The sequence below is a fragment of the Janthinobacterium algoris genome (genome assembly GCF_051380935.1).
GTDB lineage: Bacteria > Pseudomonadota > Gammaproteobacteria > Burkholderiales > Burkholderiaceae_D > Janthinobacterium.
The window spans coordinates 1-12,587 of sequence record NZ_JBNYXZ010000012.1; the positions used below are offsets into that span (position 1 = coordinate 1).

Genomic DNA, 12,587 nt, shown 5'->3' on the forward strand with positions numbered 1-12,587 from the left:
GGCACTGGCCTCGGTTGCGGCCAGGCCGGTCGACGCCGCCGTGGTGGCCGCCTCGCCGGTCAACTTGGCGCCGTTCAAGGCCAAGTTGGCTGTAACTTCAGTTTCTTTGAAGAATATCTTTTTGACCATCGATTCGACAGCCATCGCCATTTCGTAGGCGCGAAATGCTTTTTCAGCAGTTTCCATCACCTTGTAACCGGTGCTGTTTTCCTTGAAAAAGCCCTTGGCGGCGCTTGCCATATCGCCATACGATTTGACGTGTGCCTGCGCACCCTGCTGGGCTGCTATGGCTTGAGCCTTGGCGATCTTGGTAGGATCGCCATGTGCATCTTTAGTAGAGACTGCCAACTGTGCAGCTATAGCCTGCTGCTGCACAGCATAGCCAGACAAGGCCGTCGTCAGTCCACCGATGGCAGTGCCGACCGCGCCGAACGACGCGGCCATGCCTTGCGCTGCCGACTTCGTTGCGGTGTCGACAGCCGTCAGAATGTCCAGCAGCTCTTTGGCCTTGGCCACGTCGTCGCCCTGCTCTTGCGTCGAAGCCTTACCCTGCACAATGCCAAGGCGGTTCAGCGCTTCAATCTTGCGATTGATGCCATCAATGACCTTTTCATTGCCCTCGAAACTTGCAAGAGCAGCTTTTTGCTCTTCAAGGTCGGCCACAGCCAAAGCGGTCTTTTGCGCTGGTAACAAGCCGTATATGCGAATTTGCTCCTCTGTGGCAGCGATCTGCGCATTAATCGCTCCGATCTCTTTATTGGTTGCCAGCACCGCCGCTTCACTAAGCGCGTCCTTGCGCAGCATTTCCTCCATTTCCGTAAGTTCAACGGCATCCGCAGCCCGCAAAATTGCGGCTGCACGTTTGGCATCTAAATCATTTGCCTTTTTATTGTTTTTTTCCGCCTCAACACCAGTAGCGTTATGATGATCTTTGAGGATCGCAATCTGCCTGGTATAGCCGTTAATCTCCTCTTGTTCAACGGCACGAGCATTGTCACGTTTATTCTTAAAATACTCTTCATCGCCAAGTCGTCCTGCTTTATGGAACATCTCGTTAATCTTGGAAAGTTGCCCAATTCTCTCTTTTTCGAGATTCACATCATCCTGGATGCGGGCTAGCCGATCCGCCATTGCTGTGTTTTCGACTTGGTCGACCTTTGGCTTCGGCTCCCGGCCTTCGGTATCGCGGTAAGTGGGTGTTCCTACATAGATCGAATTCGCAAGCGCAAGTTGTGCGTCTTGTTGAATTTTCAAACTTTTCCCAGCGTTCGCGATCATCAAGGCCTGAGATTTAGCTGCGTAATCCATATCAACATTCAGCTTCGCATCGGCCTCTTGCTTCCGCTTAACGGTCTGCACTGCTTGCCGTTCCTCATACGCCCTCTCGAAACGTCCGACAGTTCCTGCCAAGGCAGCCTGAGCAGCTTCATAAGACACATTTTCTTCTGCCAGCTCAGTTGCACGTCGAGAATCTCGTTTTGCCACCCAATTTGAAACGGACTGACCCTGCTCAAGTTTCATTGGCGCACGGTCATAGCGCTTATTGATCTCTGCCCCTGCAGATTGGTGTGCCAGCCAAGCGCCCGCCATCCGGGCGCCGGTCATAATCGTATCGATTGTGTCTGCCACTCCGACCAAAACCTTAGTCAGTGACACCCCCCAATCATGAAGTTCGCCATTGCGCGCAAGTTCGCTTACCTGACCATTTGCGTCTTTGAGGTGTGCAGTCCAGCCCATTACCACTACGGTCAAAGCCTCTGTAAAGGTTTCTCCAATCGTGGTTTTCAGGTCTTGCGTATAACGTTGCATCGATGTCAGCTGTTTTCCAGCCGTACCCATCGCAGCCTCGTAGGTCCCGGCAATGTCGGAACCTCGCTCGATAACGGCGTTCAGCCGGGCTTGCACGCGTTCGTTTTCCGAAAGCTCCTTCGTGGTCTTGCCAAGCTCATCTGCCATTTGCCGATATGCTGTTTGCAAATTCACATTAATGCCAATGTTTCTCAGAATCAACACATTGCCGCGAGAAATCCCGTTCACCAGGCGGTCGAATGCATCGGATGAGTTCAGGTGGCCGATAACAGCTGCGTCTTGCGCGATGCGCGCCAACGCGGTGGCGTTTTTTAAGTCGACGTGGGCCTGAACAAGTTTGACAGCAGACTCTCGTGACTCGACCATTGTGATGCCCTGCCGAGCGATCGCGTCTGTCGCGCTTATCATTTGCGTTTTTGTATAACCGGCATTACGTCCAACCACCTCCATCACTACGCCCAATGTTTCATATCGGGCGGCCAACAAAGTGGAATCTTTGATGTAGTCGACAATCTTGAGAAGCGCAAAGCCGGCAGCCAGTAATTGCAGCGCACCGGTCAGTCGACCAGAAGCTGCGGATGCATCCTCCTTAGCCTTAGCTGCCGCCTTAAGGGCATCCTCATGCGCCTTGATTGTTGCAATTGCCCGCTGCGTTTCCTGGGTAACCCCCATCTGCGCTGCCTGGTAGGCAAGCAGCTGTGTGCGGCTCATACCAATCGTCGCCGCCTGCTCGCGCATACGCTCAATCAGTTGCTGCTGGCCAAGCGTCAATTGCGTGGTCGAGCCGCCCAGCGCCGTCGTGGCCTGAGCAGTCTGACGCGCCTGCTCAGCTTGAGCGCGCATGATTTTGGACGTGTCGTCCATTTGACCATTGCTTACAGCTGCACGTTGACCGGTGCGCTGCGTGGCATCGCCAAGAGCTTCAACACTTTTAGCGGCCTCACCGCCGCGGCGCCACACACCGGCCGACGAATTGGTGAAGTTGTCCAGCGCACTGACGCCCTCAGTCGATGTCGTGCGCACGCGCGCCGTCGCCGCGCTCAGCGAATCAACGGACGTGGTCGCACCAACAACCTTTGGCGCTACGCGCGCACCAGCATCACCCAGCGCATCGACAGCCGCCGCACCTTCAGTTGCCTTGGCCTTGGCCCCAGCGCTGGCCTCGCCCAACTTGTCGACGGCAGCCGTGGCACCAGCAGTCTTCTGCTCGACACGCACCGCCGCCTCACCGAGGGAATCCAAGGCTTTGCTGCCCTCGACTACTTGGCGAGTATCGATGGAAAGACCAAGTTGGGCGATATCAGGCATTTATTGTTCCTTCTTGTTTTGATGGTGCATGAAGAGCACGTCAAGGCGATCGATCACGCCCTCTTCGAACGGATCGAAGCGGACGCCGTGGCGCACCTGCCAGGCCAATATCTCTGCGCTGGTCAGCGCGTTCACGGCCATGCCGCACTGGCGCTTCTGGTTCAGCTGGGTGAACCAGGTCCAGATATAGGCCAGCTCGGGCGGCAACTGTGGCACCGCCGGCGCCTCGGGCGCCCGATAAAGCGGGTTCTGCCGGGCGGTGTCCAGGTGATCGCCCTTGGCGTTGCCATCGCCTGCCGCTGCCGCTCGATCAAACAGATGATCGGCGTACAGCAGCAGGGCCTGGGTCAGACCTTCAAAAAATTGGCGTCGTTTTCCAGGGCGGTCGTAACGCGATCCTGCCAGGTCGGGTACTTGTCGAACGCCGCGGCGATCATTTCCTTGTCGAATGCGGCCGGTGCGCCATTGCTGGTGAAGCCGTACCAGTCGACAGCCACGGCCAGCGCCAGACGCTTCTGGTTGTCATCGATCACATACACCAGCTGATCTGCGCCTTCGTCGGTGGAAGCGTCGATGGCCGTCTTGCGCTTGGCGGACTTCTTGTAACCTTCAGCGCGCACAGCATGGCTTTCCTTGCGGTACTCGTCGGAATTCTTGCCGACGATCTTGATACCAGCCACGGGCTCGCCGTCGGCGTCGAAGATGACGGGCACGTCGAAGGTCACGCGCGCGGCCGGCGCAGACAGGTTGGCGATATCGAAGCCGGCGACGGCCAGGGTTTGAGCGATGTTCAGGGATGCGTTATTGGTATTCATGGGTAGTGCCTTTCGCGTGGTAGAAAATGCCCGTGCGCACCCACCGCTCCACGCGAATGGAGACGGCGGGCGGGCCGGTGCTGGGGTGGCGCTTGCGCCAAAAGAAAACCCGGCGCGTGGCCGGGCAAAGGGTTACACCAGGCTCGTGTCCTGGAAAGCGATCGTGGTGGATTCGTACTGCGCATCGGTGCCTTGATAGCGCAGAACATCGAACGCACAGGTGACGATCTTGTTTTTCTCGCCGTCGTCTACCTTGGCCGACGTGATCTTGATGCGGCCCATGGCAATCGTCATGACCTCGGCCAGCGGCGCCGTGCTAGCCGCCATGGCGTAGGCCAGCGACAGTTCGACTTCCTGCTTAAAGTAGTCGATATATGCCGAATCCTGCATCAGCACCGTGAACTGGCCGCTGCCCAGCACCTTGCCGCGCGAGGCGGCCGTGGCGAATTTCGAACCAATGACCGGATCGATCTTGACCTGGCCATCGAGGGACAGCGACATGCCGGTGCAAATCTGCGACGGGATGCCGGCAACCGACAGCATCGCGGTGGCGCCGGAGAACTTGCCGGTACCGGGCGTGGCGGCGGGCGCCGCGAAGTACGCCGCTGGCGTGGTCGCGCCTTCCAGCTTGCCCATCAGGGTGAAGTCCATGCTCGTGATGCCGTTCGGCTGCACGGCGATATCGACCTTGCTGACCAACTGGTCGATGAAGCAGCGATTCACAGCGATGCCCGGATCCTGCACTTCCGCGGTGAACCAGTCCGTGGTGTGCCCGGACAGCGGCGTGAAGCTGCGCTTGCCGGTTGCGGTCACGGACACCGGGTCGCCTTCGACCTTCACCGCCATGGCGCTGCCATCCATGAACTGGCCCGTCAGCTTCAGCGCGGTGGCCGAAGTGATAAAGAAGTTCTTGCCGTTGTTGGCGGCGCCCGTGGTCAGGAAGCCACCAATGCGCACGACGGTACCGGCGCGGTGGCCGTCAGCCAGGAACGAACCGGCGCTGCGCGTCAGGCCAGTTGCGCCCGATGCGATGGTATTTTGCGCCGCGGTGGTACCGCCTGCCGTGAAGTCGCGGCGCAGCAGCGCAGCCAGCAGCACAGCGTAGGTGCCGCAGCTGGCTTCACCTTTAATGGCGCCCGAGGTACGGAAGTTGCCTAGGCGCGTATCGCTTTGCTGCTGGCTTGGGTCGATCTCGGCTGAACTGTACTTGTCAGCGTCCGTGTCGAACGTCGCGGTCACGCGCGGATAGAGGCGGCCGGCGGCGGCCAGCGCCTTCGTGCCTTCCGCTGTTTGCTTGCCGATAACGAGCAGGCTGTCAATGCCGTTTGCAGTGGTCATGATGGGATTGCCTTTCTTTGGTCGAAAAAAAAGACCGCCGAGGCGATCTGTGTGGGGTGTTACAGGTTGCAGAAATACCGGATCTTCACAGGAACCATCCAGCGGTCGCCGTCCTCGCGGCCGTCGGCGATTTCAGGCGTGCGCTCGATCTGGACGTCAATGCCGCCCTTGGTGAAACTGGCGCCGCGCCGGAAAAGCGCCGCGATCATTTCAGCACGCGCGCCGGCGGCAGCACTACCCTGCCCAGGTGGATACATCAAGCTGACCTGGAAGATGCCCCGCTCTTGGCGCGAGCCATCGCCCATAGAATGATTGTCTGGCGCCGCTGGCAGCAAATAGGCCGCTTGATACGGCCGGCCGGTGACCGGCGTGTACGGTACGTTCTGCCATGCGGTGTCGATGGCCGGCGCGAGGCTGGCCAGGGCCGCCTCCAGCGCAGCGCGTATTGTTGGTTGACTCATAATTTATAGGTCGAATAGCCTTGTGAAAACTCGTTTGCGGTGGTCCCGTCGCGCACCCCATTCACCGCGTTGTCCACGATAGTATGGAATTCCACGACCGTCAGGGCAACGACGCCGACGGGCGCTTGGCGGGACCAGCCCTCCTCGATGCGCTTCGCATAAGGAAGATTGTTCACGAGGTAGATCACGTCGCCCGCCTTCGCCGCGCTGATCGTGCTGCCGTGCGCGGCGATAGTGGCGCTACCGTCTTTGTCGATCAGGTCGCGCACGCCAGCAGATGGCGAGCCGATAGAAATAGCCCATGCACCACGAAACCTGCCGCCAGCATAGCCAGGAGGAGCTGGGCGCTGCCAATATTTGGCATCACCAACTGGCGATCTCTGGACAATCTTTTCGTCGATTTTCATTACCGTTGCACGCACCACCAAGTCAGCATTGGCCTTGGTTTTTGCAATAAATTCAGCAATTTGCAGGGAGAAGCTACTGGACATTTGGTGCTCCCGGTAAAGTGTTTGATATATTGGCTTGGGCAGCTTTCCTTCTGCCCCAGCCCTCTTTTTTTGACGCTGACATTTTTGCAATTGACTCCGCTGTGTGCGGCCTTCCCGGCCGGCCACGCAAAGATGCTGCAATTTTCTCGCGCTGCTCCAATGACATATTTACCGCAAGCGCTGCTAGTTTGGCCTTGGTTTCGGCGCTGTGAGTCTTCCCGATTTGAGCTGCCGACTGCCTCGCTCTCGTTTCCAGTGTTCGCTTCTGCCCCGAGTTAAGTTTTGCAATCCGATCGCGCACCTCGCGAGATACAGCTCTACCGCTCGCAGATAGTTTCACCCTAGTCTCAGGCGACATTTCCCGCCCCATGGCTGATGCTGACATCTTTGCGCGAGACTCATCTGAAAATCTGCGCCCGATGCAATTTCCTGCGGTCGGGCACATGTTGTAGCCCGCCTTGAATGTGTTCAGTAAATCAATCCAGTGTTGTTCGCGCTGCACTAAATTTGACAAATCGGTCACGACTTCAATGACGGAGAAGACAAGGCTGCCTTCTCCATATTTCAACCATGCCGCTTGAAGCTTTTTATTTTCGTGACATTTGCGGCGTAAGGTGGTCAGGTGGGCGTTCCAGCGAGTTTTGAATTTGACAGCGCTGCCCACATATATCTTGCCATTGGCGGTATTGGTAATTTTATAAATGCCGGATTGCGCTAAAATAGCGTCAGCCATGATGACTCCCTGATCGAGTTGTTTGGTTAGAGCCGGACCGGTGTTAGCGCACCTGTTCGGCTCGTCTATTTTACCCTCAAATACTGTACGTTAATACAGCCATCACACACCCCGCAATTGCAAAGTAAATAACAGACTAATATCAACCGGCTGCAGGTCGCCGACATTGGCAATGGTGTAGGCCGCGCCCCCGAACAGCACTAAGTCGGACGCCGTTGGCGCCGGCATTCGCGCGCCGTTGCGCTGCAGCGGCGACAGCAGCAGCTTCTGGTCGCCCGCCTGGATCAGCGTGCCGTCGATGTACTCGGCCTCGTAGGCGATCTTCACGCCCGTTCCCTGGTAGTCGGTGGTGGTGACCGGCGCAGCGCCCAGGTCAGGATCGTACACGCCTGTCACGACCTGGCGCAGCACCACGATGCCGCCCTTGCGGCGCAGCGATTGGTCGGCGCGCGCGGCGGTTTTGGCATAATCGGGCATAGCCTATGGCGCTTTCAAGTAGTCATACGGCGGCGTCTCCACGAAGCGCACGGCCTTGATCGTGGTCTTGCCATCGATCAGGGCACGCAACACGCGATGCCAGCCGTCCATGATGAAGCCCTGCTGGCACATGATGATCGGGTGGCTGGTGTCGACGTCCAGCGCGCGCCGCACGTGATGCGCGATGCCGTAGGCCGATCCGACTGCCGGCCAGACTTCCGATCCACTGTAGATTGCGGCCAGCGGCAAGTCGAACGGAACGAGATCCTTGGCGCGCGCGATCAGATTGGTAACGATCCATACCTTGTCGCCATCGCGGTAGGCGTTGTCGGCAACGAAGCCGCCGTCGATCTTCACTGCTGGATATGCGCTCATGCTCGTGTCACCTTGATCGAATTGCCGCCACCGGCCGAGCCGAAATACGGCGCCAGGAGTGCGTCCACGGCCACGAAGCGCTCGCGCGCGTCCGTGGTGTTCTGGAAGTACTCCGTTTCCAGCGGCCCCGTCTTGTCTTTCTTGATGGCGTTCGAGCCGGTGTCGAGGTCGGGCAGCAGATCCTCGCCGCTGCCAGCGCGCACGGCCAGGTCGATGCAGGCATTGACCACGTCCGGCGGCACGATGGTACCGGGCACGATAAAGCCGTCGACCACCACGTTGTAACGTGGCCAGTCCAGCGCCTGGTGCTGATAGACGCGGCGGCCGGCCCAGCGCGTGCGGTAAGTGGCCATGAAGAGCGCAGCTTTGCGCAAGGCGATCTCTTTATCGGCCTCGGCCAGCGCCGCCCAGGCTGTCAGGCCCAGGCTGGCGCAACGCGCGTCTGCAGCAGCGATGCTGGCGTAGGATTCGGCGTCGGACAGGCCGGCGCCGGTTTCAGTGATGAGCATGGATACCCTTATTAATAACAGCCACTTGCTGCACAGAAGTTTTCAGAAGCAGGCTTTTTCTTATGCCGCAAGCAATACTGCGCCATCAACCTGGGCCTGATCTGCCATCGCCACACCATTCTGATGCAGGGTGTCTGCATATAAGCCTAGTGGATTGGCAAGCTCATACGAGCCGAAACGTGATGCGTGATCAATAAGCGGCAGGCCCTTTGCCAGCGCAACGCTAGTGATCGCATCCCAGTACGGTTGGACCAGAGGCGGTGCCGCTCTTGGCCAGGAAGTCAGACTCGCTGGTAAAAATGTGCTGAGAATGCAATTGCTCCCGCCTGTGTGCACGTTGTCCACAATGGTAGTGAGACGCTGCGAGTACGTGGCAAGGGCCATCGCACTGTTTGCATCGTTGACGCCGATATCCAGAATGACGACATCGGGTGTCATCACGCCAAGCTTGAAGGGCTGCGTGCCCTCCCATGGATAGGTGTTGTAGATCAGGTTGGCCACGCCGCCACCGGAATTTCCAAGCGTCCACACCGAAATCTTTGGCATCGTCGAGTCATAGCAATCGCAGCCATAAACGAACACCCCAGAGCCCAGCGCCACGGGCATAAACGTGATGGTATTCGCGCCGCGCGGAAACGTCACGGTCTCCTTCTTGATGCTCTGCGCCACGTTGGCATCTACGGTCTTAATGACATTGCCGCCCACGCTGATCGTGAATGAGCCGAAGCCTGGGCGCGTCAAGTAATAGACGTCCGCCGTGTCGGTCGGGTTGTCAGGAGTGAACGTCATTGCATTCAACGTTGTCAGGTTCGAGAACGCGATGCCAAAACCCGTCCACTGGACGACGTTGAAAGCGCCGCTGTTGATCCAGCCCGCCCCCATGGTGATGCGTGGATCGTATTGGGGCACGGTAGCGCCTACCGAATTGATATTGCCATCGCAGAAAAAACTGTCTGTATGAGCGGGCAGGCCTTGCGCATTCAAAATCGCTGCAAGTTGAGCAGCCCTGTTCTTTGCCCGGGCCCCGACAAAATTGGCGGTGCCTGCCGCGCCAAATCCTGTAGTACGAGAATCCCCCATCAGGGCGACGACGCCACGGCCGGACTTCGACAGCACGCGCGCTTTAGCAGCGCACCATTTCCGCATTCGAGCGGGATTGAAATTCAAGACACCGGCCGGGCCCGTTGCTGGCAGCAGCGTGCCAGCACTGTCAGCAAGCCCTGCCACATTTTTTACAACGCGCGGCGCGCCCAACACCGCTGCCATCACCGACGCATCCACACTCCCCGCCGAACAAGTCACCAGAAAGCGCTGCTCACCGGCATACGGCCCGATGGGCGCCAGCGCGCCAGCGCCGATGGTCCACGATTGCAGTGAATTCGTGCCACCCAGGACTGGATCGAGGCGATACACTACGCCAGCAGTGCCGGCGCCGCCGCTGACGTTCAATACTTGGCCCTCGGGCAAAGCGATGGTTTGCGGCGTGCCGCCGGCGGTGATAGTGGGCATATTGGCTTTCGGGAGTGCGGTGTATGGAATGCCCCGATGTGCGGGGCGGTGCTGGCCAGGGATTACGCTTTGGCGACTTTTGCGGGCTTTTCGGCTGTGGCCGTGGCCGGTGCAACTTGCGGTTGTGCGACGGCAGCGTCCTTGGCGGACTGGAGGCTTGCCGCTTCATCGCGCAGGCGCTGCGCTTCGGTCGCGTTGGCCTGGGCCTGCTCGGCGACGCGGTCCATTTCAGCGATCAGGCTTTGTTCGCGCTCATTCAGCTCGCGCCCGCGTTCCGCCAGTTGTTCGCGGACACCCAACAACTCGGCCACGGTCGGCGCGCGCTCGATGTGCGCGCCCAGCGCCTGGTCGTCGCCGAACAGCTCGTGCACGTCGGGGTTGAAGTCGGATTTATTGATGACGACGAACGGGCCCTGCGTGTGCGGGTCCGTCGATACGATTTTGAGGGTATCCATGGTGAAGTCCAGGTGAGGCCCGGCAGCACCTCAGTGCTGGCCGGGCCAGGTTGATGATTAGCCCAGCAGCGCTTACGCGCCGATCAGAATGCCCATGTGGCGTGGCGCCACTGCTTTCACACCCCAGGCCAAGTTGACCTCGTAGCGGACCTGGCGCTTCTGCTTGTAGATGCAGAACTCGTAGGTGATGCCGGAAACCGGGTCGGTCACCATCATCACGTCATCGGCCGAGTCGCCTTCATCCGGCATGGCCGGCGCGCGGCAGGCCAGCTGGATGGCCGAGCGGTGGAAGAACATGTTGCGGGTGGTGGCTGCAATCACGGTGATTGCAGTGGCTGCGGCAGGGATTGCCTTGCGCAGGCCCGGCTCGGCCAGCACGATGGTGCCGCCGTTCGAGGTATCAGCATCGCCAGCCGCCAACAGGTACTTGTTGTCGGCATCGCCAGCGAATGTCACGATGTCACCCGTGATGTAGGCGCCGGTACCAGCAGCAGCCAGGTTGATCACCGTGGCACCAACGGCATAGCCGGCAGCATTGGTGGTCGATGCAGCCGCAGTGCCGGCAGGGACCAGCGAGCGGATCTGGCCCGAATTGTGGATGTCCCAGCCTTCAACCTGGCCGATGATGCCGCGACGCAGCAATTCATCGCTATTCGCTTCGTTCGCCTTGAACAGGCCGGACTGCTTGCCGCGGATGTTCGAGATCGCGGACGAGCCCAGAACCATTTGGCGGTCGGTCAGTGGCGCGCCATTGTCGTCCAGGATGCGCAGCGGATTCGAGAAATCGGTGAAGTCGGCCGCCGTGCCGAACGGGGTCACGTTGGCAGTACCGTAGGCGCGCGAGGCATAGATGTGCAACGCAGCCAGATCGGCCTCGACTTCATTGCCCAGCGTGCGCAGCGCCTGGGTAATGCGCTGCGCGTTGATATCGCCCAGCGTGCCGGCGTTGTTCAAGCCGCGATTTTCTTCGCCCGTGATGCCAAATGGCACCGAGCGCGCCTTCTGGATTGTCATGTCAACGTAGTTGATGGTCTGATTCGGCGTATCGGGAGCATAAGCGCCTGGCGTCAAATCTTCGGCGACCATAGGGCCGACGGATGGCGAACGCACGGTTTCATTGATTGCCGCACGCTCAGCATTGGAGTCGCGCGACACTGCTGGAATCATGCCGATCTGCTCGCGCGAGATTACCTCCATCGCGTTGTAGATAGTCGGCAGCAAGCCGTTCAGGGTAAGAGTGCCCATTGTCGTAAAGCCTTTCAAAAATGAAGAAGGCCCGCGAAAGCGAGCCATTGAGGGGTGATTTGAGTTTTAGAACTGAGAGGCCATCCAGCCCAAAGCACCCTTCCGACATCCATCGAAAAGGCACGTGTAGGGCGTCAAGGCGACGCCCTGAATTGCGAACTTTAACCGGCGACCGTTACGCCACTTTTCATCGCTGCTGCGCGATCCTGGACGCCCATCGCCTCGAATTGAGCGCGGGAGATTTGCTTGGCACCTGCGCCGCCGCCATTACCGCCGTGGGCGCCGCCGCCCGAGGCGCCAGAACCTTTCAGGATCTGGTCCTTGAACGGGCAAGCCTGCACCAGTTGCGCTAAGCCTTCATCGAAATCAGCGACTTCGCCTGGACGGGTCGGAGAGAAAATCTTATTTCCCGTAGCGTCGTACGGCACCATCTTGCCGTCCTCGACCTTGAAATGGCTGCCGAAATAGGCTTTTGCCATCTCGGTCGGGATCGCCAGGCGGCTCGGGTGCTTGTCGTCGGTCAGCAGCTTCGAGCTGGCGAAGCCGCCGCCGATCATGTGGGTGTTCAATTCGTTGGTGCGTTTATCCAGCTGTGCGGTCAATTCCTGCAACTGAGTAGCGCTCGCCTTGGCCTGCGCGGCGACCTGCTCTTGCGCGGTCTTGGCAGCCGCGTCTTGGATTTCCTTGACCTGGGCGGCCGTCTTCAGCTCACCGGAACTCAGGCTCTTCACGGTGTTCAGTGCGGCCAGAGCGGCAACGCCGTCTTCGATGCCGTCGAACGACTTCAGGCGCTGCTCGGCAGCCTCCTTCGCCTCGCGGTGCGTCTTGGCCTCGCCGTTCAGGCGGGTGATTGTGCCCAGCGTGGTATCCGCGTCGAATGGCGCTTCCGTACCGTTGGGATGAATAAAGATCGGCAGCTTCTTCTCGCCGTCGATTGCAATGGTTCCGTCTGCGTTGTATTTGAATGGCATGGTCGTTCTTTCCGGGCATCCGCCCTATCGATGGCCTTCCGGCCGTGCGCCGCGTCGCGTCCGCTTGCAGCAATGAAAAAAGGCCACATGG

14 protein-coding genes are annotated in these 12,587 nt (G+C 59.2%); all 14 read right to left on the reverse strand.

The window, feature by feature from the left end; all coding sequences use genetic code 11:
- Nucleotides 1-3,117, reverse strand: a 3,117-nt coding sequence (locus ACQ4W7_RS17895) for a hypothetical protein (RefSeq protein ID WP_436532170.1), incomplete at its 3' end; no start/stop codon positions are given.
- Nucleotides 3,118-3,567, reverse strand: a complete 450-nt coding sequence (locus tag ACQ4W7_RS17900) for a phage tail assembly chaperone (RefSeq protein ID WP_436532470.1) — start codon at nucleotides 3,565-3,567, stop codon at nucleotides 3,118-3,120.
- On the reverse strand, nucleotides 3,465-3,932 hold the full coding sequence (locus tag ACQ4W7_RS17905) for a hypothetical protein (RefSeq protein WP_436532172.1): 468 nt from the start codon (nucleotides 3,930-3,932) through the stop codon (nucleotides 3,465-3,467). Before ACQ4W7_RS17905 ends, ACQ4W7_RS17900 begins: the two co-directional genes overlap by 103 nt.
- Before the next feature lie 132 nt (nucleotides 3,933-4,064).
- Nucleotides 4,065-5,270 carry a phage tail tube protein gene (locus tag ACQ4W7_RS17910; RefSeq protein ID WP_436532174.1) on the reverse strand — a complete coding sequence of 402 codons (1,206 nt, stop codon included), beginning with the start codon at nucleotides 5,268-5,270 and terminating at the stop codon, nucleotides 4,065-4,067.
- Nucleotides 5,271-5,329: 59 nt separating this feature from the next.
- On the reverse strand, nucleotides 5,330-5,731 hold the full coding sequence (locus ACQ4W7_RS17915) for a DUF4128 domain-containing protein (RefSeq protein ID WP_436532177.1): 402 nt from the start codon (nucleotides 5,729-5,731) through the stop codon (nucleotides 5,330-5,332).
- Nucleotides 5,728-6,222, reverse strand: coding sequence for a hypothetical protein (locus ACQ4W7_RS17920; RefSeq protein WP_426070172.1), 495 nt, complete (start codon nucleotides 6,220-6,222; stop codon nucleotides 5,728-5,730). Before ACQ4W7_RS17920 ends, ACQ4W7_RS17915 begins: the two co-directional genes overlap by 4 nt.
- Entirely contained in the window at nucleotides 6,212-6,955 is a 744-nt protein-coding gene (locus ACQ4W7_RS17925) for an NUMOD3 domain-containing DNA-binding protein (protein WP_436532180.1), read from the reverse strand. The genes ACQ4W7_RS17920 and ACQ4W7_RS17925 overlap by 11 nt, the downstream gene beginning before the upstream one ends.
- A gap of 102 nt (nucleotides 6,956-7,057) precedes the next feature.
- Nucleotides 7,058-7,432: a hypothetical protein gene (locus ACQ4W7_RS17930; RefSeq protein WP_426070174.1), complete on the reverse strand. Its 375-nt coding sequence runs from the start codon at nucleotides 7,430-7,432 to the stop codon at nucleotides 7,058-7,060.
- Between the two features lie 3 nt (nucleotides 7,433-7,435).
- On the reverse strand, nucleotides 7,436-7,807 hold the full coding sequence (locus tag ACQ4W7_RS17935) for a hypothetical protein (RefSeq protein WP_436532182.1): 372 nt from the start codon (nucleotides 7,805-7,807) through the stop codon (nucleotides 7,436-7,438).
- Nucleotides 7,804-8,316 (reverse strand): DnaT-like ssDNA-binding protein, encoded by a 513-nt coding sequence (locus ACQ4W7_RS17940; RefSeq protein WP_436532184.1) that lies wholly within the window; start codon nucleotides 8,314-8,316, stop codon nucleotides 7,804-7,806. Before ACQ4W7_RS17940 ends, ACQ4W7_RS17935 begins: the two co-directional genes overlap by 4 nt.
- Nucleotides 8,317-8,376: 60 nt before the next feature.
- Nucleotides 8,377-9,825: an SGNH/GDSL hydrolase family protein gene (locus tag ACQ4W7_RS17945; RefSeq protein ID WP_436532186.1), complete on the reverse strand. Its 1,449-nt coding sequence runs from the start codon at nucleotides 9,823-9,825 to the stop codon at nucleotides 8,377-8,379.
- Between the two features lie 62 nt (nucleotides 9,826-9,887).
- The gene (locus tag ACQ4W7_RS17950; RefSeq protein WP_436532188.1) at nucleotides 9,888-10,280 is read right to left on the reverse strand and encodes a hypothetical protein; all 393 of its coding nucleotides are present in this window, start codon (nucleotides 10,278-10,280) and stop codon (nucleotides 9,888-9,890) included.
- Nucleotides 10,281-10,352: 72 nt separating this feature from the next.
- Nucleotides 10,353-11,525 carry a major capsid protein gene (locus ACQ4W7_RS17955; protein WP_436532190.1) on the reverse strand — a complete coding sequence of 391 codons (1,173 nt, stop codon included), beginning with the start codon at nucleotides 11,523-11,525 and terminating at the stop codon, nucleotides 10,353-10,355.
- A gap of 161 nt (nucleotides 11,526-11,686) precedes the next feature.
- Nucleotides 11,687-12,496, reverse strand: coding sequence for a DUF6651 domain-containing protein (locus ACQ4W7_RS17960; RefSeq protein ID WP_436532192.1), 810 nt, complete (start codon nucleotides 12,494-12,496; stop codon nucleotides 11,687-11,689).
- Nucleotides 12,497-12,587 lie beyond the last annotated feature (91 nt).